Below are 22712 nucleotides of genomic sequence, written 5' to 3' on the forward strand. Positions count from 1 at the left end.
GAGGAGGTTTTCAATGCGTTACGATTACGATCTGGGGTCCCATTCCTGTCCGGTCACCACATCATCACCCGAGGCCCAGCTATGGTTCGACCGGGGATTGGTCTGGACCTACGGCTATAACCACGAAGAGGCCGTGGTCTGCTTCCAACGCGCGGCGGACCATGATCCGAACTGCGCCATGGCCTATTGGGGGATCGCCTATTCGGCTGGCCCGAATTACAACTTGCCTTGGGATTTGCTTGACGCAAGCGGGCAGCAAAAGGCGCTGGCACAGGCCTACGATGCGGCGCAACGGGCGCTGGCTTTGCTCGACACCTGCACTCCGGTCGAGCAAGCCCTGATCCGCGCCCTGCCCGCCCGATATCCGCAACGTGACCCGGTTGAGGATATGCACCGCTGGGATCATGACTTTGCCGAGGCGATGCGCGCAGCCTTTGCCGAACACCCCGACCACCTGGACCTGCGCACTATCTATGTCGAGGCTTTGTTGAACCTGACCCCCTGGCAAATGTGGGATCTCCAATCCGGCCAACCCGCCAAAGGCGCAGCCACGGTTGAGGCGCAGAAGGCATTGGAGGACGCGATGGCCAATGACCCCGGTGCAATGTCGCATCCGGGCCTGCTGCACCTTTATGTGCACCTGATGGAGATGTCACCGACACCGGAAAAGGCGCTCAAGGCCGGGGATGTGCTGCGCACGCTGGTCCCTGATGCGGGCCATCTGGTGCATATGCCCACCCATATCGACGTGCTCTGCGGGCACTATCACAACGTCGTCTACTGGAACGAAAAAGCCATTGAGGCCGATCTGAAGTATTATGAACGTGAAGGCGCGTTCAACATCTATACCGGCTATCGCCAGCACGATTATCACTTTGTCATCTATGGCGCGCTGTTCATTGGCCAGATGGAACCGGCCCTGCGCGCCAATCAGGGGATGTGGGATACCACGCCCGAGGAAATGCTGCGCATCGAAAGCCCGCCAATGGCGGACTACTTCGAAAGCTACATGTCGATGGGCCCGCATATCCTGATCCGCTTTGGCCGATGGGAAGAGGCCAAGGCGCTGGAGCTGCCCTCGGACCCCGACCTCTATCGCACGTTGACGGCGACTACCCATTACGCCCGCGCCATCGCCCATGCCGCCACCGACCAGGTGGCCGAGGCAGAGGCCGAGGAGCAACTGTTCCTGTCCGCCAAGGCCTGCGTCCCCGAGACCCGTCTGCTGCACAACAATCGTGTCGTCGATCTGCTGGAGATCGCGGGCGAAATGCTGCGGGGAGAGATCGAATACCGCAAAGGTAACCATGAGATCGCCTATGCCCATCTGCGACGCTCGGTCGAGTTGGACGACACGTTGCCCTACGACGAACCATGGGGCTGGATGCAACCGACCCGCCATGCGCTGGGGGCTTTGCTGTTCGAACAGGGGCACGTGGCCGAGGCCGAAGCGGCCTATCGCGAGGATCTGGGGTTGGGCGGGACGCTCAGCCGCGCCTCAGTTCATCCCGACAATGTCTGGAGCCTCAAGGGGCTGCATGACTGCCTGAAGGCCCGTGGCGAAACGGTCGAGATCGTGCAGATCAAACAACGGCTCGATCTGGCGCTGGCGCGGGCCGACCGTGCGGTGGGCGCGTCCTGTTTCTGCGCTCAAGCCGCAATGAGGGCTGCGGAATGAGATACGCCTTGCTGTTGGCTGCTCTGCTCTGCGGCCCCGCCCTTGCGGATCGTCAGTCTTTCCCTCCGGTCGATCAGGCCGCGCAGGACCCGTCACTGGTGGCGTTTCGCGATGCGCTGTTGGCCAAGGTGGCCGCGCGGGACACCGATGCCGTGGTCGCGGCAGCCTGCCCGGATGTCTACCTGAGCCACGGAGGAAACGGCGGCCCGGACGAGTTGCATGCCAATCTGATCCTGGACCCGGAAACCCTGTCGGAGGAGTACCGCAAAGACGCGGATATCCTGCGCGAGGCGTATTGGTCCGATCTGGAAAACACCCTGTCCCAGCCCGGCTATTTCGATGACGAGGGCGAGTTCTGGATGCCGCACCAGTGGCAGATCACCCTGCCCGCCTCGCTGGACCCGTTCATGGCCTACTACGTCACCGGTTCGGACGTTGCCCTTCGTCAGTCGGGTGATCGCAACGCACCGACCGCTGGCCTGATCAGCCACGAGATCGCCATCGTCCGCGATTTTCAGGCCGGCTCGGAATATCAACAGGTGCTGCTGACCGATGGAACGCAAGGCTACATGCACCGTGATTACCTGTGGCCCATGACAGGTTATCGCGCCGCGTTGGTGAAATCGGACGCGGGAGAATGGCAGCTATGTACCTTTGTCAGCGGTGATTAATTGACACTGTAGATATGCGGGCTGCCATTGGGCGGCCCATCGAAAAAGATAACAAACCGTGTGGCATCCAGTGGCAAAAGACCTTCGGCCTTCCACTCAGGATCGGGCGGGATAATGTCCATCACATGCTCTGCAGCAGCATCCCCCTTTTGCCACCGGTGTATCGAGAATGTTCCCGTAAGGTGCGGGCTCGGTTGATCGCATTCGGGTTTGGTACCGGCACCAGCGCCCGCATCCCCCAGCAGCAGGAACACATCCTCACCAGACTGCTCCATCCCCCTGATCCCGCGCCCCATCTCGGCTGAAACCGGGATTTCGTGCAAAGCAGCAGTGGAAAAATCGCCGGTTTCCAACGCGCTCAGTGGGAATTCGGCGACAAAGACCCGTGCCGGTTCGGCTTCCGGATAAGGTGCGCGGAACCCGATCAGCACAGCGTCATCCACGGCAGCAATCGCTTCTATATTCAGACCATTTTGCTGCAACGGAACATCGAAGGCTGCGCTCAACTGATCGAATTGCCCAAACAGCGGCTCAAGCGATACCTCTTGTTGCGACAACGGAACCCGGGAGCCGATATGCTGCGGCGCCACCTCGCCCCAGAAAATACGCGTGTTGCGCTTTGGCGATTTGCAGCTTTTCCGCCCGCGCGAATGCGAACCCACCACGATCAGGTTATCCCCCGCGACCGTCACCCCCTCCAGATCAAAGTCCTTCAGTTCGGACTTCTTCTTGTCCTTGGTTTCGGCCATGTAAACCCGCTGTCCGACGAACAGAGCGTCCTTCTCAAGCTTAAAGGCCTGGACAAAACGCCCCTCGTCGGCGGCAGCAAAACACAGTCCACTGGCCATACAGGCCACACCGCTGACATTCACCGACGCGCCTTGTTCGATTTCATCGCCATGTTCATCGAACTCTTGAAAGGTTCCGATGACCTCCAGCTTCTGTGGCGGGGCGGCAGAGGCCGGCAGAGCAATACACAGAGAAGCAATAAGAGCTTTGCACATAACAAAATCCAATACCGCTGAGGAATACGGCATCAGAATAGCACAGGCTAAACTCGGAGACTAAACCTTCGCCTTTTTCTTCTCGGCCAAGACCTTTTCGGCCAGATCGCGGGCGATGGCAAAGGCGCCCTTGATCTTGTCGCTGTCCTTCTTCCAGTCGCGGCGCACAACAATCTTGTTGTCCTTGACCTTGGCCAGCCCGCGTTGGTTCTGGATGAACTCGACCAGCCCCTGAGGCGAGGCGAACTTGTCATTGTGGAACTGGATCGTCGCACCCTTCGGCCCGCCGTCCAGCTTGGCAATCCCGGCGCGTTTGCACATGGCCTTGATGCGGACAACCAGCATCAGGGTGTTCACCTCTTTCGGCAAGGTTCCGAACCGGTCGATCAATTCGGCGGCAAACCCTTCCAGCTCGACCTTGGTCGACAGCGACGACAGGCGGCGATAAAGACCCAGACGCACGTCCAGATCAGGCACGTAATCCTCGGGGATCAGAACCGGGACGCCCAGATTGATCTGCGGGGCCCATTGGTCATCGGCGTCCGACAGTCCTTCCATTTCACCGGCTTTGATCTTGGCAATCGCCTCTTCCAGCATGGACTGATAGAGTTCATAGCCCACGTCGCGCATCTGACCGGATTGTTCCTCGCCCAGCAGGTTGCCCGCACCGCGAATATCGAGATCTTGACTGGCCAGCGTGAACCCCGCCCCCAGCGTGTCCAGCGAACCCAGAACCCGCAGGCGTTTCTCGGCCGTCGCGGTCAGGCGCGCACGGGGTTTGGTAGTGAGATAAGCGTAAGCGCGGGTCTTTGACCGCCCTACCCGTCCGCGAATTTGATAGAGCTGCGCGAGGCCGAACATATCCGCCCGGTGCACGACCATCGTGTTCGCGGTCGGGATATCCAGCCCGCTTTCCACAATCGTGGTCGCCAGCAGCACATCGTATTTACCGTCGTAAAACGCATTCATCCGGTCGTCGAGTTCGCCCGCCGCCATCTGCCCATGTGCCACCACATAAGTCAGTTCGGGCAATTGTTCTTTCAGGAACTCTTCGATCTCGGGCAGGTCCGAGATGCGCGGCACCACATAGAAGCTCTGCCCGCCGCGATAGTGTTCGCGCAACAATGCCTCGCGGATCGTGACCGCGTCGAATTCGCTGACATAGGTACGGATCGCCAGACGGTCGATCGGAGGCGTGCCGATGATCGACAGATCGCGCACGCCGGTCAGCGACAATTGCAGCGTCCGCGGGATCGGCGTGGCAGTCAGGGTCAACACGTGCACGTCGCTGCGCAACTGCTTCAGCCGTTCCTTATGCCCGACGCCGAAATGCTGTTCCTCGTCAATGATCAGCAGGCCGAGGTTTTTGAACCGTATCCCTTTGGCCAGCAGCGCATGGGTGCCGATCACGATATCCACCGTGCCACGCGCCAGCCCGTCGCGGGTTTGCTGCGCCTCTTTGGCCGAAACAAAACGCGATAGCTGCCGCACCTCCAGCGGGAAGCCCCGGAAACGGTCCTTGAACGACGCCGCGTGCTGGCGCGCCAACAGGGTGGTTGGCGCGATCACCGCCACCTGTACGCCTGACATGGCGGCGACAAAGGCGGCGCGCATTGCCACCTCGGTCTTGCCAAAACCCACATCGCCGCAAATCAGGCGATCCATCGGTGCGCCAGAGTGCATGTCATCCATGACCTCCGAGATGGCCCGCAACTGATCGTCTGTTTCCTGATAGGGAAAGCGCGCGCTGAACTCCTCCCACGCGTGGGGCGGCGGGTCCATGACCGGAGCCTTCCGCAGAGCGCGTTCGGCGGCAATGCGGATCAGCTTATCCGCCATCTCGCGGATGCGCTCTTTCAGCTTGGCTTTCTTGGCCTGCCATGCACCACCGCCCAGACGGTCCAGCAGGCCTTCGTCATGACCATATTTCGACAGCAGTTCGATGTTCTCGACCGGTAGGTAGAGCTTGGCCTGTTCGGCATATTCCAGCAGCAGGCATTCGTGCGCGGCCCCGGCGGCGGTGACGACCTCCATCCCCATATAGCGGCCAATGCCGTGGTCCACATGCACCACCAGATCACCGGGGGACAGCGATTGGGTTTCGGTCAGGAAGTTCTCGGCCTTGCGGCGTTTCTTAGGCTGGCGGATCAGGCGGTCGCCCAACACGTCCTGTTCGGCAATCACGGTCAGGCCGGGCGTTTCAAACCCGTGCTCCAGCGCCCAGACCGCCAGATGCAGACCTCGTTTGCCGACGCGCGTACCGTCGGTGACTGGGATTGCCTCGGCCAGACCTTCGTCTTCGATCAGCCCGGTCAGGCGTTCGCGTGCGCCTTCGGAATAAGAGGCAATCAGCACCGGACCCTTGGCCATCTTATCGGTGATATGCCCAGCCAGCGCACCAAACAGGCTGATGCTTTCCTGCTGCCGTTCCGGAGCAAAGTTGCGCCCGATCCGGCCGCCCGCATCAATCACTCCGGGACCGCTGGCCTGTGGCAGAGGGCTGAATTGCAGCACCCGCCGATCGCCCACCGCCTGATCCCACGCGGCATCGTCCAGATACAGCAGACCGGGCGGCGTCGGTTTATACACCGTGTCCATGCGGGAGCGGTTCTCAAGCGCCAGCCGCCGGGTTTCGTACTGATCGGCAATCGTATCCCAACGCGCAAGTCGCGCGGGCGTCACTTGATCGTCCACCGTTACGGTCGCATCCGGCAGGTAGTCGAACAAGGTTTCCAGTTTCTCGTGAAAGAAGGGCAGCCAGTGTTCAATGCCCTGATGCTTGCGGCCCGCGCTGACGGCCTCATAAAGCGGATCATCGGTGCCCGCCGCGCCAAATTCGATGCGGTAGTTCTGCCGGAACCGGGTGATTGCGGCTTCGTCCAGAATGACCTCAGAGACCGGGGCGAGTTCCACCACCTCCAGTTTCTCGGTCGTGCGTTGTGATACGGGATCAAAGCGACGCGCACCGTCCAGGATGTCGCCGAACAGGTCCAGGCGCACAGGGCCGGATTCACCGGGTGGAAAGATGTCGATGATGCCGCCCCGGATGGCGTAGTCACCGGGCTCCATCACCGTCGGGCTTTGCGTGAACCCCATCCGCACCAGAAAGTTCCGCAGCGCGGTTTCATCAACGCGGCGGTCGACGCGCGCGGTGAATGCGGCCTCTCGCAGCACATCTCGTGCGGGCACCCGCTGGGTTGCGGCGTTCAGCGTCGTCAGCAGCACGAACCGGTCCGGCATCTGGTGCACCAGCGCCGCCAGCGTCGCCACACGGGCTGCTGCGATATCCGCATTGGGCGACACCCGATCATAGGGCAGACAGTCCCAACCCGGAAACACAAAGACCGGCATGTCAGGTGCAAAGAAGGCGAGTGCGGCGCGCATCGCCTCCATCCGCTTGTCGTCGCGGGCGACATGGCAAACCGGCCCGCCGGAACGCGCGATTTCGTTCAGGACAAGCTGCGCGTCAAACCCCTCAGGGGCGCCGCCAACAGTTACGTGGTTCGGAGCCGTCATCGCCTAGCCTTTCCGAATTTTCTATCCCAGAACCCCAATCGAGAAGTTCTGATACATACCCCAAAGCGACGTGATCAAGATCGAGATCATACCGATGATCTGGGTATAGATCCGGCACCGTGTCAGAACTTTGCCGGTAAACTCCAGCGACCCATCACTGCGTCGCAACTTATGCGCGGCCCTAACGTTAATAAGCGTCACAAGGCACATGGGAAACAGCAACAGGAACACGGCCTGGGCGAACTCGATCCCATAATAAAATCCAAGCATCGCAAGGCCAGTGAAAAAGAAACAGCTCAGCCCAAGAATGATCAGTCCGGACTTGTCGACGATGAACAGAATACGGTTGCCGTTGATCCGGACGATATCCAGCAAGTCCTGCTCGGTCTGCCCTCCGACCCGGCGGGCGCGCACCAGCAGATCGAACGGGACACCCATCGCCCAGTGGCTTGCCGATGACCACAGCACGGCCAGCACGATCCAATACCACAGATTCGAAAAGCTGCGCATGTCGATGATTTCGAATAGCGAAGAGTATAAGTCCAAGCGTCAGCCCTTTGTTCTCAGTCCTGAGGGGCTTTTTCGCACCGCTGCGTCCATCCTTACCCTTGAGACCACACGGAATTCATGCCACCCAATGCGGGAATATTCAAGGAGAGCGCGACATGAAACCGACCATCGCCCCCTATCCCCTGACCCGGTTCCGCCGGGCACGCCAGTCGCACGCTGTACGCGGGCTTGTCCGGGAAAACACCCTGACCACGGATGATCTGATCTGGCCGGTTTTCGTGCGCGACGGCGAAGGTGTGGAGGAACCCGTGCCCTCGATGCCCGGCGTCGTGCGCCGGTCGGTCGATTTGATCACCAAGGCCGCGGTCGAGGCTCAGGCGCTGGGAATTCCGGCGATCTGCATCTTTCCCTACACCGACCCCAGCCTGAAGACCGAGGACTGCGCCGAAGCCTGGAACCCCGACAATCTGTCCAATCGCGCCATCCGCGCGATCAAGGCGGCCGCCCCTGATATCGCGGTGATGACCGACGTGGCGCTGGACCCCTACAACATCAACGGGCATGACGGTTACGTGGTCGATGGCGAAATTGTGAACGATCAGACGGTCGAGGCGCTGGTCAAGATGACCCTCGCTCAGGCCGATGCCGGGGCGGACATCATCGGCCCGTCCGACATGATGGACGGCCGCATCGGTGAGATGCGCCGGGCGCTGGAATCGGCCGGGCACCAGAACGTCATGATCCTCAGCTATGCCGCGAAATACGCCAGCGCCTTTTACGGGCCGTTCCGCGATGCGGTGGGGGCCTCGGGCGCGCTGACCGGTGACAAGAAGACCTATCAGATGGACCCGGCCAACTCGAACGAAGCGCTGCGCCTGATCGAACGCGACCTGACCGAGGGCGCCGACATGGTGATGATCAAGCCGGGGATGCCCTATCTGGATATCTGCCGTCGCGTGAAAGACACGTTCGGTGCGCCGACCTATGCCTATCAGGTGTCGGGCGAATACGCGATGATCCAGGCGGCGGCGCAGAACGGCTGGATCGATGGTGAGAAGGTGATGCTGGAAAGCCTGCTGGCCTTCAAACGCGCAGGCTGCGACGGCATCCTGACCTATTTCGCGCCCGAGGTCGCCCGCATCCTTCAGGGCTAAAACCCCAGATTGTCGCAATTTTTCGCCGATTGTGATCTGCGGTCACGCAGCTTTCCCGTGACACGCAGCCGCAATCGGCGTATTCTTGCACATAAGATCGGGATCACCCGACATATCAGGCAGCAGTACAGAGAAAAAAACATGAGCAGTTCCAACGCACCCCGACTAAGCCGTCGTGGCTTTGCCTTTGGCATGGCCGGTCTGACGGTAACCGCAGCTTGCGGCAACGGCGTCGGCAATTCCAACGCCGCCACCATCGATGCCCGCGTCGATGCCACGCTGACCGAGATGTATGCGAAATATCCCAACACGGTTGAGATCGCCAACAAAGCCACCGGCATGTTGGTTATGCCCTTGATTACTGACGCCGGGCTAGTCTTCTTCGGCGGCGCTTACGGTCAGGGCGCGCTGCGCATTCAGGGCGCAACGGTCGACTACTATTCCGCGATTTCCGGAACCGCCGGCCTGCAAATTGGCGCACAGCAATATACACATGTCCTGTTCTTCATGACGCAGGACGCGCTGAACGATTTCCGCCGCTCCAACGGTTGGACCGCCGGAGCCGACATTGGCTATGTCGTTGATGCAACTGGGAACTCCCTATCCACGGACACGACGACACTGCGCTCGCCAGTACTGGCTGTCGTATTCGGGCAAGCCGGCCTGAAATTCGGCGCCACGGTCGAAGGCACCAAATACACACGGATCATTCCGTAACTCCGGGCTACCACGCGCCCCTCGGACGGCCCCGCCAACAGCCCAACTGTGGCGGGGTTTTTCATTTATAGTTCTGCAAACACGAATATTCCCGGGCTGTTCCTCTTTCGGTCAGTCCGGCCATCCACTAATCTTGCCGAAATCGGAAATGGATCGGGATTAAAGGCCACAAATGGGTTTCGTTTTTCGCTGGCTGTTGCGCCTTACAACGGGTCTGATCCTGCTGGCCCTGGCCGCTGTGGGGCTGGTGTATTTCCTGGCCAGCCAATCCCTGCCGGACTATGACCAGACCGTCGAAGTCAACGGTCCAACCGCCCCGGTCGAGATTATCCGCGATACGGCCAACGTCCCCCATATTCTGGCCGAAAACGACCCGGACGTGTTCTTTGGCCTCGGCTATGCGCACGCGCAGGATCGCTTGTGGCAGATGACCGTGATGCGCCGAACTGCTCAGGGCCGCCTGTCCGAAATTTTCGGCACCCGCACCCTGCATATAGACAAGCTGCTGCGGCGGCTGGACCTCTATGGGCTGGCCCATCGCTCGGTCGAGGTGCAGGACGACTACACCAAAGCCGCTCTGCGCGCCTATGCTGCCGGGGTCAACGCCCGTCTGGATGAGATCAACGAGGCCGCCCTGGGCCGTGGCGCGCCCGAGATGTTTTTGTTCAACGCGCCCGTGTCCCCGTGGCAGCCCGGCGACAGCATCGCCGTGATAAAACTGATGAGCCTGCAACTGTCTGGCCATCTCGAAGACGAGGTTCTACGCGCCCGCACATCGCTGATGCTGAACGACCCCGCACGGCTGGCCGACATACTGCCGAACGTTCCAGGTGCGGGCATCGCGGCCCTGCCCGAATACGCCGCGCTGTTTCCAGGCCTGCCCCGCTATGCCCGCGGCACACCGATGCCCGACAGTCCGCTGTCACCCTTCCCCAAACGCGGGCTCGCCGGGGCGTCGAACGCATGGACTGCCGCGCCTTCACGCTCGGCCAGCGGCGGCACCTTGCTGGCCAATGATCCACATCTGGGCCTCACCGCGCCGGGCATCTGGTATCTGGCCCGGCTGGAACTGGCCAAGGGCGGCGTGATCGGCGCGACCGTCCCCGGCATTCCAGCCATCATGGCCGGACGCAGTGACCGGCTGGGCTGGGGTCTGACATCCTCGTATCTGGACGATCAGGACGTGCATATCGAGCAGCTGAACCCAGAAAACCCCGAGGAATACCTGACGCCGGACGGCTACAAGACATTCCGCTCCCGCCCCTCGATCATCGAGATCAAGGACGAGGCCCCGATCACCCTGACCCTGCGCTGGACGGAAAACGGCCCTGTCCTGCCCGGCAGTCACTATGATCTGGAAACGATCACTCCACCGGGTCATGTCGCGTCACTTTCCTGGACGGCGCTCAGCCCGCGCGATACGTCGATGACAGCGTCGATGGCGCTGATGAATGCCGACACTGTCCGGCAGGGCATCGACGCGGCCGAACTGTTCATCGCACCCTCGCAAAACCTGTCACTTGTGGACAAGGACACAATTGGCCTCAAGCTGATCGGAGCGATGCCGAAACGCGACCTGCTGAACCAAAGCCGGGGCCGCATCCCGACACCCGGCTGGCTGGCCGAAAACCTTTGGCAGGGGCGCCTGCCTTATACCGACAACCCGGAATTCGTGGCCCCGGTGGGCGGCATTCTGGGCAACACCAACAACAAAATCATCGACCGCCCCTTCCCCGAGCACGTGTCCTATGAATGGGGCGACACCCAACGTGTGCACCGCTGGGAGCGCCTGATGCAATCGCGTGAGGTCCACACCCGCGACAGCTTTATCGAGGCGCAGCTAGATACCGTCAGCTTCACCGCCCGGTCACTGCTGCCGCTGATCGGCGCTGACCTTTGGTTTACCGGAGCCTCCGCCCCCGAGGGCACGCCCGAACGCCAGCGCCAGATCGCTTTGTCCCTGCTGGCCGAGTGGAATGGTGAGATGAACGAACACCTACCGGAACCGCTGATCTACGCCGCATGGCTGCGGGCTTTGCAAATCCGTCTGATCTCGGACGACCTCGGACCGCTGGCCGCCGAATACAAACATGTTCAGCCGTTGTTCATCGAACGCGTCTACCGCGATATCGACGGCGCTTCGGTCTGGTGTGACGTGCGCCAGAGCGCCCCGACCGAGACCTGCACCGACATGGCGCGGCTGGCCTTGGACGACGCGATCATCTGGATTTCCGAGAACTATGGCAGCGCGCTGCAATCCCTGCGCTGGGGCGATGCGCATCAGGCTACCCATGACCACCCGGTTCTAGGCACGGTTCCGGTGCTGCGGTTCTTTGTCAATATCCGCCAATCGACCAGCGGCGGTGACAACACCTTGCTGCGCGGGCGTACCGCTGGCGAAGGCAAGAACCCGTTCCGAAACGTCCACGGCGCGGGTTATCGCGGAGTTTATGATTTTGCCGACCCTGACAGCTCGGTCTTTATCACCGCCACGGGTCAGTCCGGCCATTTCCTGTCGCGCTATTATGACGATCAGGCGCAGCTGTGGCGGCGGGGTGAGTACATTCCGATGTCGCTGGACCTTGACCTGGCGCGGGCGGCCGCCGTTGGCGTGACGCACCTGATCCCGCGCTGATTTCGCCTGTTTCGGCAGGACCTTGCCCCTTTTTCCGGGTGCCGTGGACGCGGACCCGTCTTTTCGCCTACGATCTGGGGACCAACAAGTTGGGACCGGGGGCACAAATGGCAAGTATACGGGATAGGCTGAACAATCTCGCACGCGACTACGCAATCGCCTGGAGTTCGGGCGACCCGAACGCGGTGGCCGAGTTTTTTGCCCCTGACGGGCAGATGATCATGAATCGAACTGAGACATTGCAAGGTCGGGCCGCAATCGCCGAGATGGTGCGTGGATTTCAAGCCGATTTTCCCGATCTTGAACTTCGCTGCGATATGATGCGGTGGGCTGGTCATCACGCGATCTTTGTCTGGACGTTTGAAGGCCATCACGCCAAAACCGGCAACTACGTCCTGACCAGAGGATGGGAAGAATGGGACCTGAGCGAAGACCACAAGGTGTTGTCCTCACAGGGATGGTTCGATGTCGAGGATATGCAGCGCCAGATTGACGGCGCCTGACTGCTAAAGCGCCCCGAACTGCGCCGCCTGCTTATCCGTCCATAAGACAGTGATCTCGAACCCGTCCTCGGTCTGCTTTTCGGATCGCACGACATCCTGCCGGAACAGCCAGGCGCGTTTGTTGCCCTCGGTAAAGCCCAGCGTCAGCGTCTGTTCGTGGCGCGCGCCCTGCAGCTTGGTGGCGATCTCGGCCAAAAGGGGCTCGACCCCCTCACCCGTCACCGCCGATATGGCAAAGATCGACGGGTCGCGATCTGCACGTTTGAATGCCGCCTCACGCTCTTCAGCGTTCAAAAGGTCGATCTTGTTCCAGACCTCAAGCCGAGGCCGTTCGTCATCGACCCCCAACGAGGTCAGGATCGTCTCGACATCCTGCGCCTGCGCGTCGGTTTCTTCGTGGCTGATGTCCCGGACATGGACCACGATATCGGCACCCAGAACTTCCTCAAGCGTCGCCCGGAAGGCCGCGACCAGTTCCGTCGGCAGGTTCGAGATGAACCCCACCGTATCCGACAGGATCACCTCAGGGCCATCGGGCAGTTCGACCCGGCGCATGGTCGGGTCCAGTGTGGCGAACAGCATATCCTTGGCCATAACCTCGGCCCCGGTCAGGCGGTTGAACAGCGTGGATTTGCCGGCGTTGGTGTACCCAACCAAGGCAACAATCGGATAGGGCACCTTGGCCCGTGCCGCGCGGTGCAGCGTGCGGGTCTTGACCACTTTCTGCAATTGCCGCCGCAGACGGACCAGTTGTTCGTCGATTGCGCGACGGTCGGCCTCGATCTGGGTTTCACCGGGACCACCGACAAATCCCAATCCGCCCCGCTGACGTTCAAGGTGGGTCCAGGCCCGCACCAATCGCGTGCGCTGATAGCTGAGCGCCGCCATCTCGACCTGCAGCACACCTTCGCGGGTGCGGGCCCGGTCGCTGAAAATCTCGAGGATCAATCCGGTTCGGTCGAGGATCTTGACCTTCCACGCCTTCTCGAGGTTGCGCTGTTGAACCGGCGACACCGGCCCGTCGATCAGCACAAGTTCAATCTCGTTGTCGTGCAAACGTTCGGCCAATTCCTCGATCTTGCCGCTGCCGAACAACAGGCCGGGCTGGGCACGTTGCAGGCGCACGATCTCGGACCCGATCACGTCAAGATCGGGTAAAGCGGCGGCCAGTGCCACCGCCTCTGCCAGCGCCGGTTCAGGGACGCGGCGCTGTTCATCTGATTTGATTTCCGGATGCAGCACCCAGGCCCGGGTGCGCGTCCTGTCATGTTCCATCAAGAGGCGTCTTCGCCCTCATACAGGCTGATCGGCTGCGACGGCATGATGGTCGAAATCGCGTGCTTGTAGACCAGCTGCGACTGTCCGTCGCGGCGCAGCAGCACGCAGAAATTATCGAACCATGTGATCACGCCCTGCAATTTCACACCGTTGATCAGGAAAATTGTGACCGGTACCTTTGCTTTCCGTACATTGTTCAGGAACGCGTCCTGAAGATTCTGTCTGTCCGAAGCCATATTTTATTATCTCGCCGTTGTTCTTGCTACGCGCTGCGGACCAACGCGCTCCCTCTGGCTGAGTATGGAGTGGAGTTAACCGAGTTTCCAGATCAAAAATCAGGCATTGCGCAACTGTTTAATCTTAGTCCCGCCAGAGGCTTGGCGTAATCAATGCAATGATCGCCAGCGTTTCCAGCCGCCCGATCACCATCGCCGCGCACATGGTCAGCTTGGCCCCGGCAGACAGGTCCACGACCCGGATCGGAATATCCGTCGCCAGTTCGATCAACGGGCCCGTGGTGCTGAGCGACGCCACGGTCAGCACCATGGCCTGCTCAAAACCGGCCCCCATCAACCCAAGCAACAGGTTGAACAGCGCCGCCGTCAGCGCGAACATCATCAGGAAGATCCAGGCGATGAAGGCACCGTCGCTTTGAATGCGCCGGTTGCCGCCGCCCTCGCCGCTGACCGATGAGGGATAGATCAGGCGGTCGATCTCGCGCGCGCCGTTCAGGTAAAGCGCGAACACCCGCAGCAATTTGACCCCGCCTGCGGTGGTTGCGACGCCGCCGCCAATCAGGGCCAGCCCCATCAGGATCAAACCCGGCGTACCCAGCCCTGAAAGCTGCTGCGCGTCATTCCAGTTGGCGCTTTCAAACCCGGCGGTGGTCAGGAAAGACAGCGCCGTGAACGTCATCCCCCAGAATACCCGAACGGCGTCAATCGGGTTCAGCGTGCCGCCGATTTCGTTAACCCCGGCCCAGGCGCGGAAAAACAGCAGCGTGGCAACGGCGATCACTATCATAAGGCCGATCCGAAACTCCGGGTCCTTGTCCAGCCGCGAATACCCCGTTGTGGCGGTATCGGTCGAGAAGGTCAGCCGCGACAGCGCGAAGAACAGAAACAGGAACAGGATCGCCTCACCGGTGAAACCGGCCTGGGCGCCCTCCAGCCCGCCAACCGGCGAAATGCCGGACGTAGCCATCGTGGACATGGCATGGCAGATGGCGGTCAGCCCCTGCTCGCCCGCGATCAGCAGCAGCAGCCAGATCACCGCTGTCAGCCCCGCATAAACCGGTGTCAGAGTCTGTGTCACCCGGATCAGGCGCCCGCGCGGGTCGACCTTTTCGCTTTGCGCCACGCCCGAGACCGGCCGACCGGGCTGTCCGCGCGCGGTTACCTCGAACCCGCCCAGCGACAGTGGCGCCAGGATCGCCGCCGCCGAAATCCACATCAGCAGACCACCCATCCAGCCTACCAGCGCCCGCCACAGATGCAGCGGCGCGGTCAGGCGGTCGGGATCGGGGAATATGTCGGCGCCCGTGGTCGTCAGCGCGCTGACCATATCGAAATAGGCGTTCAGGAACGTCGTGTTTCCCAGCGCATCATGCAGCGGGATTGCTAGGAATGCCGGCAAAACGGTGAAGCAGCCCAGCAGAACCGCCAACTGTCCCAGCGTCCCGCGACGCGGCACCCGGCTGGACGACGCCATCGCAATCGTCCCCACCACGAACAGGCCCAACAGGCCGGAGTAGAAAAACGACCGCGAAGCGTCGTGGTTATCCAGCGCCAGCGCATAGATCGCGGGTATCCACATGGACAGCGAAACAACACCCCAAATCAGCAGAAACAGCGGCAAGCGCCGCACCAGCCCGATCCGTTGTGTCCTTGCCCGTATCATCAGAAGAAATCGATCGAAACCTGCATCAGCCGTTCGACCTCCGGGACGTCCTTGGCCATCGCGAAGATCGCCAACACGTCCTTTTCCTCGATCCGCAAACTGCCGGTGGGGCGCAGCAACTCATCACCCTTGCGGACCGCGCCCACCAGAACGCCCTCGGGGAAGTCGATGTCGCGCAGTTTCTGGCCGGCCATGGGAGAGGTCGACAGCACCTCGGCCTCGATCACCTCGGCCTCGGCATCGCCGATTGAATAAACCTGACGCACCCGCCCGTGCCGGATGTGGCGCAGGATCGAGCTGACCGTGGTGGCGCGCGGGTTGATATAGGCGTCGATCCCAAGCGGACCCATCAGCGCCACCATGCTGGGATCATTGATCAGCGCAATCGCCAGCGCGCAGCCTTCGGCCTTGGCGCGCACTGCGGCCAGCATGTTGGCGCGGTCGTCATCGGTGACCGCCAGCATGGCATCAGCACGTTCGATCCCGGCCTCGCGCAGCAAAGCGGCATCCAGGCCGTCGCCATTCAGAACAATGGTACGCTCCAAAGCTTCGGCAGCCAGCTCGGCACTGTGGCGGTCACGCTCGATGATCTTGGCGCGAACCCGGCTTTCGCGTTCCTCAAGCGTCCGCGCGACCTCGAGCCCGACATTGCCGCCCCCCACGATCACCACCCGGTCCTGTTTCTTTTGCGTCTTGCCAAAGACCTCCATCGTGCGGTCCACGTCTTTGACATTGGTAAAGACATAGCATTCGTCGCCGACAAATAGCTGGTCCTCGGATTCCGGGGCAAACAGGCTCCCGTCGCGCCGGACGCCCACAACAATCGAGCTGAGCGTCGAAAACAGATCCGTCAACTGGCGCAGCGGCGTGTTTATGATGGGGCAGTCTTCATCGATACGGATGCCCAGCAACTGCGCCTTGCCATCCATGAACGTCTCGGTATCGAAGGCTGATGGCGCGGACAGGCGGCGCATGGCGGCGGCGGCCACCTCGCGCTCGGGGCTGATCACCACATCGATAGGCAGATGGTCGCGGCGGTACAGATCCGAATGGATCGCCTCAAGATAGGATTTCGACCGCAGGCGGGCGATCTTGCGCTGGATCGAAAAGACCGAGTGCGCCATCTGACAGGTGACCATGTTCACCTCATCCGAATGGGTCGCGGCGATGATCATGTCGGCATCACGGGCCCCTGCCCGGTTCAGCACGTCCGGATAACTGGCGAACCCGGCGATCCCCTGCACATCCAGCGTCTCGGTCGCGCGGCGCACCAGATCGGGGTTGTTGTCCACCACCGTTACGTCGTTAAGCTCGCCCGACAGATGCCGTGCAATCTGCCAGCCAACCTGACCGGCACCGCAAATTATGACCTTCATGTTTTTGGCCCTTCTGCCTGAAATCTTTGAATGACAGATGCCCTCATAGCGGTCAATTGAATTGTCATACCCACAAAGCTAAGGCAAGATTAGCCCATGAAATCAGTACTTCGTTTGCTACTTCCAGTGATGTTTCTGTCCGCGTGCAGCGGCCCACTTTCGCTGTATTACCGCGAGGGCGAAAGCGTATCGCGTGTGCAGTCCGAAACCACGCAATGTCAGGTTCTGGCGCTTGAGGACGTGCCGGTGGCCAATCAGGTGCGGCAAAGCCCGCCCACCTACTGGCCCGGTCGCACCTATTGCGACAGCCGGGGGCGGTGCCACCGCACGCCCGGCTGGTGGCAGCCGGGGCGCGTGTATACCGTCGATGTCAATCAAGGGCTGCGCAATCAGGTCGAGGCTCAGTGCATGGCCCAAAAGGGATTTCGCCCGGTCAGCCTGCCGCCTTGCAAACAGAACGTAAAGTCACGGGTCGCCGCGGTGCCCACGACAAAACTGCCATCGCTGAGCACCGAATCCTGCTACGTGAAATTCGACAACGGGTCGTTCCAGATCATCACACCCGGTCAGGCAGGATAAAGACCCGGCGGATTATTCCGCCGGTTCCGGTTCGTCCAGTTGCGCCACCCGAGCGCCGGATTTGTTCGAGGTCACCACGCCCAACGATTTCAGCTTCCGGTGCAGCGCACTGCGCTCCATCCCGACAAAGCTGGCGGTGCGGCTGATATTGCCGCCAAAGCGGTTGATCTGGGTCAGCAGGTATTCCCGCTCGAACGCCTCGCGTGCTTCGCGCAGCGGCAGCGTCGCCAGGGCACCCGACAACACGACGCGGCCTGTATCGTCGGTCTTTTCCTCTTCGGTCGGCAGCTCCTTGGCCTCGATCGGGCCAGAGCCATCGCCCAGGATCAGCACCCGCTCGACCAGGTTCTTGAGCTGACGCACGTTGCCCGGCCAGGTCATGGTCTGCAGCAACGCCACCGCCTCTTCCGAAATTTCGCGCAGGGCCAACCCCTGAGATTCATTGCACATTTCGATGAAGTGTTGCGCCAGAACCGGGATATCCTCGCGCCGTTCTTCCAGCGACGGAACCGCAATCGGCACCACGTTCAGGCGGTGATACAGTTCCTCGCGGAAACGGTCGGCGGCGATTTCATGTTCCAGATCGCGGTTGGTCGACGAGATTACCCGCAGATCAACTCGCACTTTGTCCGATCCACCAACGCGCTGGAATTGCTGATCGACCAGTACCCGCAGGATCTTGGATTGCGTGCCCAGCGGCATATCCGCGACCTCATCGAAATAGACCACACCGCCGTGGGCTTCTTCCAGCAGGCCCGATTCAATCCCCCGTTCCGAGGATTCGCGGCCAAACAGGACCTCTTCGACCCGTTCCGGTTCAATCCCTGCACAATTCACCGTCACGAAAGGCGCATTGGCGCGGTTGGAATGGGCGTGGATGTACCGCGCGGCAATCTCCTTGCCCGACCCGGCCGGACCGCTCAGCATCACGCGGCCGTTGGATTTGGTCACCTTGTCCAATTGGCTCTGCATCGCGCGGAAGGCGGCGGATTTGCCGATCATGTCCGAACTGGTGACCTCTTTGCGTTTCAGCGAGGCATTCTCGCGGCGCAGGCGAGAGGTCTCCATCGCGCGGCGGATCACCACCATCAACTGGTCGATGTTAAAGGGCTTTTCAATGAAGTCATACGCCCCCTGCTTGATCGCGGCCACCGCGATTTCGATATTGCCATGACCCGAAATGATCACCACCGGCACATCCGGGTTGTCGCGCTTCACCGATTTCAGGATGTCGATCCCGTCCATGCGGCTGTCCTTCAGCCAGATATCCAGAATCAACAATCCCGGCGGTTCGGAATTGATCTCGGCCATGCACTCGTCCGAGTTGCCGGCCAGCCGGGTTGAATAGCCTTCGTCCTCCAGAATGTCGGACACCAGCTCGCGAATATCGCGTTCGTCATCTACGATCAGAATGTCGCTCATCTTTGGCCTGCTTTCAGTTTATTGGTTTGAATTGCCTGCTTTTGTGGCGCTGCGGTCGGAGAGAAATTGCCCCCCGGCAAACGGATCACGGCCATCGCACCGAAATGGTCCTGTCCGTCAAAGACGGGCGCGTCCTCAAGTGTGAGCGCTCCGCCGTGTTCTTCGATGATCTTCTTGACGATGGGCAGGCCCAGACCTGTGCCCTCGTCCCGTGTGGTCACGTACGGCTCGAACAGGCGCGCCCGGTCTTCGGGCAGCCCGATGCCGTTATCCGCAATGGTAATGACCGTCCCCGCATCGTCGCTGATCACGTCCACTTTGATCTGTGGCTTCAGATTGTCTGGCGGGCCTTTTTTCTTGAGGGTCTCAATGGCCTCACCCGCATTCTTGATCAGGTTCGTCAGTGCCTGATTCAGCATCGTCGCATCCAGATCCGCCAGAATCGGATGATCCGGCAGAGAGGCGTCGATCTGAACGTCCGGCTGCCCGGCCTGTTGCAACAACACCGCTTCGCGCACCAGCCCGACAACGTCTTCTTCGCGCCGATCCGGTTCCGGCATCCGCGCGAATTTCGAGAATTCGTCCACAATCCGCCGCAGGTCGTTGGTTTGCCGCACGATCACGTCGGTCATGGATTCGAGGCTGTCGCAATCCTCTTCATTCAGTTTGCGTGAGAATTTGCGCTTGATCCGCTCGGCGCTCAGCTGGATTGGTGTCAGCGGATTCTTGATCTCATGCGCGATCCGCCGGGCCACGTCGCCCCACGCTGCCATCCGCTGCGCGCTGACCAGATCGGTGACGTCGTCAAAGGCGACCACGTATCCTTCCAGCCCGCCATCTTCGCCGCGCCGCGTGGCCATGCGTACCAGCAGGTTTTCCAACTGTCCCTTGCGGGTGACCTTGATCTCACCCTGAACTGCCTCCTGCCCGCTGTCCTTGAGGCTTTCGAACAGAGGCAGGAACTCGGGGACTGCGATACCGATCGACAGCTTCTCGTCCACATGCGCCCAGTCCAGCAGCCGTTCGGCCGAGCGGTTCACAAAGGTCACGCAACCATCCGGGTCAACCCCGACCACGCCAGAGGTTACCGAACTGAGCACCGAATCAAACAAGCGCCGACGACGTTCGATCTGGCGGGTGTTCTCAAGCAGAGTGTCACGTTGCCCTTTAAGTTGTCGGGTCATCTGGTTGAAATAACGGCCTAACATGGCGATCTCGTCATCGCTGGCCTCTTCGATCACCTGAACGCTCAGGTCGCCCGCACCAACGCGCTGCGCCGCTGTGGTCAGACGCCCAACCGGCCGCGACAGGCGCTCGGCGAACCACATGCCCAGCGACATAGCCGCCAGAATCAGAATCACCGCGAATCCCAGATAGAGCAGGCCAAACTCGAACAGCACCTGCCCCCTGTCGTTTTCAAGCTGTTGGTAGAACTGCACCGTTTCCTTGGTGTCATCCAGCAGCGTCAGCAACTGGCCATCCACCTCGCGGCTGACATAGAGATACCGGTCCAGATAGGCCTGTAACGGAACCAGCGCGCGGAACTCGCTGTTTTGCCAGTCGGCGATGATCAACAAGCCAGTATCCGTGGCTTCGACCATCTGCTCGGGCGTGGGCTCTTCGTAGTTGAACAGATAGGACCGATCCCCGCGCGACCGGATTTCTCCGCTGCCATCAATGACATAGGCTTCGCGCAGGCCGCGCTGAATCTGAGCTTGGCCCTGCGCCAGAACCTCGCGCAGTTCCGCATCCGAGATGTAATAATCCCGCGCACGGGCGTTATCCAGGAACCGCGCCAACACAACGGCATCCTGCGTCAGGCCTTCGCGGTGCTCCTGCTCATACGCCTCGGCTGCGGTCAGGGACGAGCCCACAACCTGCCGCACGCGGTCCGAAAACCACCCCTCAAGCCCGATATTCACAGTCAGACCCGCAAAGATCGCAACGGTCACGGTCGGCACCAGAGCTAACAGCGTGAATGCGCCGATCAGGCGAAGGTGCAGACGCGATCCGGCAGATTTCGCTCTGCGGGCGGCGATCAGACTGCCGACCTGCCCCAGAACAAGCGCGGCAACGACAAGCACATAAACCAAGTCTGCAAGAAGGATCAGGCGCAGCGTGGGGGCCGTTGCCCCAAGATCAAACGGACCAATGACAAGATAGGTGGCGAGCGCCAAGGCAGGGCCTAGAAGAACCAGCCCCAAAGTGCCGATATTGCGCAGTTTTCGGGATTTCCGCCACCGATTGATCGCTGGAATCGGCCCGCTCTGTGCCCGGGTTGCCACCGTCTGCCCTCATCCTGATGTGTCGCTTGTGCGACGTACCGCCATATGTCGTGGTCCTTGCCGGGCGCAAACCCGGATGCCACAATTTGTGTGGCGATATTACATCAGTTTGCGTCGACGTGTCACCTGAATATCGAGATCTGTAATTTTTTTCCGCAGCGTATTTCGATTGATCCCCAGAAGATCGGCACATTTCGCCTGATTTCCGCCGGTTGCGTCCAGTGCCAGCTCAATGAGCGGCGCCTCAACCTCGCGCAGAATGCGTTGATACAGGCCCGGAGGGGGCAACAAATTGCCGTGCAGGTCGAAATACCGCCGCAGATGGCGCGCCACCGAGGCCGACAATTTCTCGCGCTCACCGTCGCCCAGAATCGGTTCAGCCTCGGGCTGGCTGCCCAACACCATCTCTACCTCAGCCTTGGAGATTTCGTCGACGCGGCTGGTCAGGCTCAGGCGGCGAATGGCGTTTTCCAGCTGCCGCACGTTGCCCGGCCAGGAATAGCGCCGCACCAGTTCCACCGCATCAGGGCTGAGCCAGCGTTTGGCGCCGTGCTCGCGTTCCTCCCGCGCCAGAAAATGATCGGCAAGCAGTGTGATATCGTCCACCCGTTCCCGCAGGGCCGGCACATGCACGGTCGCGCCGCACAAACGATAGTAGAGGTCCTGACGCACCCGCCCGCTCTCCATCGCTTCGGTCAGGTCCGACTGGCTGGTGGCCATGAAACGCGGCACGTGGTCACCCGGCGTGTCCATCATCCGCACGATGCGCGCCTGCAATTCGTCCTCGATATCAGCGATCTCATCGATCAGCAGCGTACCGCCACGCACCCGGGCCATCACCCGCGCAGGACCTTCCAGATCGCGCAGGTCCGCCGCCGTCGCCGTCACAAACGGCAATGTGCGACGATCTGAAAAATCGTGAATCGCCCTTGCAATCAGAGACTTACCAGTTCCACTTTCACCAGAAATCATCACCGACAGATCGGTATTCATCACCCGCGCGACCAACCGATACAGAGCCTGCATTACCGGCGTCCGGCCGACCAGAGGCAGCTCCTCAGGGCTATCCTCGGTTGTTTCCACCACTTCGGTCTGCACTCGCTGTTTCTGCTCTAACGCCCGCGCGGTGCGTTTCATCAGATCGGGCAGATCGAAGGGTTTCGGCAGATAATCATAGGCATCCGCCTCAGCGGCCTGAATAGCCGTCATGATCGTGTTCTGGGCCGAGATCACGATGACCGGCAAACCGGGCCGATCCTGCGCGATCTTGGGCAGCATCTCCAATCCGTTGCCATCCGGCATGACCACGTCCGAGATCACCACGTCACCCTTGCCTTCGCCAACCCAGCGCATCAGCGTGGTCAGAGACGATGTCGCGTGCACCTTGCACCCCGCTCGCGTCAGGGCCTGCGTCAGAACGGTGCGGATCGTGCGGTCGTCATCTGCGACCAGTACTGTGCCATCCATCGGGTGCTCTCCTTACTT

General features: G+C 61.0%; 17 protein-coding genes. 7 read left to right on the forward strand and 10 right to left on the reverse strand.

Translation table 11 applies throughout. The features are described 5' to 3' along the window. The first annotated feature begins 13 nt into the window (after positions 1–13). On the forward strand, positions 14–1678 hold the full coding sequence (locus tag ACR0NT_RS05395; protein ID WP_170671706.1) for a hypothetical protein: 1665 nt from the start codon (positions 14–16) through the stop codon (positions 1676–1678). Next, entirely contained in the window at positions 1675–2349 is a 675-nt protein-coding gene (locus tag ACR0NT_RS05400) for a saccharopine dehydrogenase family protein (RefSeq protein WP_170671708.1), read from the forward strand. The genes ACR0NT_RS05395 and ACR0NT_RS05400 overlap by 4 nt, the downstream gene beginning before the upstream one ends. Here the strand turns inward: ACR0NT_RS05400 and ACR0NT_RS05405 are convergent. Genes ACR0NT_RS05405 through ACR0NT_RS05415 form a run of 3 tightly spaced genes read right to left on the reverse strand, consistent with a single transcriptional unit; the run spans position 2346 to position 7415 of the window. Next, positions 2346–3353 carry a DUF3616 domain-containing protein gene (locus ACR0NT_RS05405; protein WP_170671710.1) on the reverse strand — a complete coding sequence of 336 codons (1008 nt, stop codon included), beginning with the start codon at positions 3351–3353 and terminating at the stop codon, positions 2346–2348. The genes ACR0NT_RS05400 and ACR0NT_RS05405 overlap by 4 nt on opposite strands. A gap of 60 nt (positions 3354–3413) precedes the next feature. Beyond that, positions 3414–6869 carry a transcription-repair coupling factor gene (gene mfd / locus ACR0NT_RS05410; protein WP_170671712.1) on the reverse strand — a complete coding sequence of 1152 codons (3456 nt, stop codon included), beginning with the start codon at positions 6867–6869 and terminating at the stop codon, positions 3414–3416. 21 nt (positions 6870–6890) lie between these two features. Continuing rightward, positions 6891–7415: a component of SufBCD complex gene (locus ACR0NT_RS05415; RefSeq protein ID WP_170443709.1), complete on the reverse strand. Its 525-nt coding sequence runs from the start codon at positions 7413–7415 to the stop codon at positions 6891–6893. Between the two features lie 119 nt (positions 7416–7534). On the opposite strand from ACR0NT_RS05415, the gene hemB reads away from it, so the two are divergent. The 4 genes from hemB (at position 7535) to ACR0NT_RS05435 (ending at position 12388) form a co-directional block, all read left to right on the forward strand. Further along, the gene (gene hemB, locus ACR0NT_RS05420) at positions 7535–8533 is read left to right on the forward strand and encodes a porphobilinogen synthase (RefSeq protein ID WP_170671714.1); all 999 of its coding nucleotides are present in this window, start codon (positions 7535–7537) and stop codon (positions 8531–8533) included. A gap of 141 nt (positions 8534–8674) precedes the next feature. Beyond that, positions 8675–9250 (forward strand): YSC84-related protein, encoded by a 576-nt coding sequence (locus ACR0NT_RS05425; protein WP_170443705.1) that lies wholly within the window; start codon positions 8675–8677, stop codon positions 9248–9250. A gap of 172 nt (positions 9251–9422) precedes the next feature. After that, a complete protein-coding gene (locus ACR0NT_RS05430) occupies positions 9423–11885 on the forward strand; it encodes a penicillin acylase family protein (RefSeq protein ID WP_170671717.1) in 2463 nt (820 codons plus the stop codon). Between the two features lie 107 nt (positions 11886–11992). After that, positions 11993–12388, forward strand: coding sequence for an SgcJ/EcaC family oxidoreductase (locus ACR0NT_RS05435; protein WP_170671726.1), 396 nt, complete (start codon positions 11993–11995; stop codon positions 12386–12388). Positions 12389–12391: 3 nt separating this feature from the next. On the opposite strand, the gene hflX is transcribed toward ACR0NT_RS05435, so the two are convergent. From hflX to trkA, 4 genes are all read right to left on the reverse strand, one after another. Beyond that, on the reverse strand, positions 12392–13663 hold the full coding sequence (gene hflX / locus ACR0NT_RS05440) for a GTPase HflX (RefSeq protein ID WP_170671729.1): 1272 nt from the start codon (positions 13661–13663) through the stop codon (positions 12392–12394). Next, positions 13663–13902 (reverse strand): RNA chaperone Hfq, encoded by a 240-nt coding sequence (gene hfq, locus ACR0NT_RS05445; protein WP_010440340.1) that lies wholly within the window; start codon positions 13900–13902, stop codon positions 13663–13665. Before hfq ends, hflX begins: the two co-directional genes overlap by 1 nt. 124 nt (positions 13903–14026) lie before the next feature. Continuing rightward, complete coding sequence (locus tag ACR0NT_RS05450; protein ID WP_170671731.1) at positions 14027–15565, reverse strand: TrkH family potassium uptake protein; 1539 nt, start codon at positions 15563–15565, stop codon at positions 14027–14029. Next, on the reverse strand, positions 15565–16941 hold the full coding sequence (gene trkA / locus ACR0NT_RS05455) for a Trk system potassium transporter TrkA (RefSeq protein WP_170443695.1): 1377 nt from the start codon (positions 16939–16941) through the stop codon (positions 15565–15567). The genes ACR0NT_RS05450 and trkA overlap by 1 nt, the downstream gene beginning before the upstream one ends. Positions 16942–17037: 96 nt before the next feature. Between trkA and ACR0NT_RS05460 the strand changes: the two genes are divergently transcribed. Further along, positions 17038–17520, forward strand: coding sequence for a hypothetical protein (locus ACR0NT_RS05460; RefSeq protein WP_170443693.1), 483 nt, complete (start codon positions 17038–17040; stop codon positions 17518–17520). Positions 17521–17532: 12 nt separating this feature from the next. Here ACR0NT_RS05460 and ntrX read toward each other — a convergent pair whose 3' ends face one another. From ntrX to ACR0NT_RS05475, 3 genes are all read right to left on the reverse strand, one after another. Further along, complete coding sequence (gene ntrX, locus ACR0NT_RS05465; RefSeq protein WP_170443691.1) at positions 17533–18942, reverse strand: nitrogen assimilation response regulator NtrX; 1410 nt, start codon at positions 18940–18942, stop codon at positions 17533–17535. Beyond that, entirely contained in the window at positions 18939–21227 is a 2289-nt protein-coding gene (locus ACR0NT_RS05470; RefSeq protein WP_170671733.1) for a sensor histidine kinase, read from the reverse strand. The genes ntrX and ACR0NT_RS05470 overlap by 4 nt, the downstream gene beginning before the upstream one ends. Positions 21228–21326: 99 nt before the next feature. Beyond that, positions 21327–22694: a sigma-54-dependent transcriptional regulator gene (locus ACR0NT_RS05475; protein WP_170443687.1), complete on the reverse strand. Its 1368-nt coding sequence runs from the start codon at positions 22692–22694 to the stop codon at positions 21327–21329. Between the last annotated feature and the right edge of the window lie 18 nt (positions 22695–22712).

This window comes from Ruegeria sp. AB10, assembly GCF_056542745.1.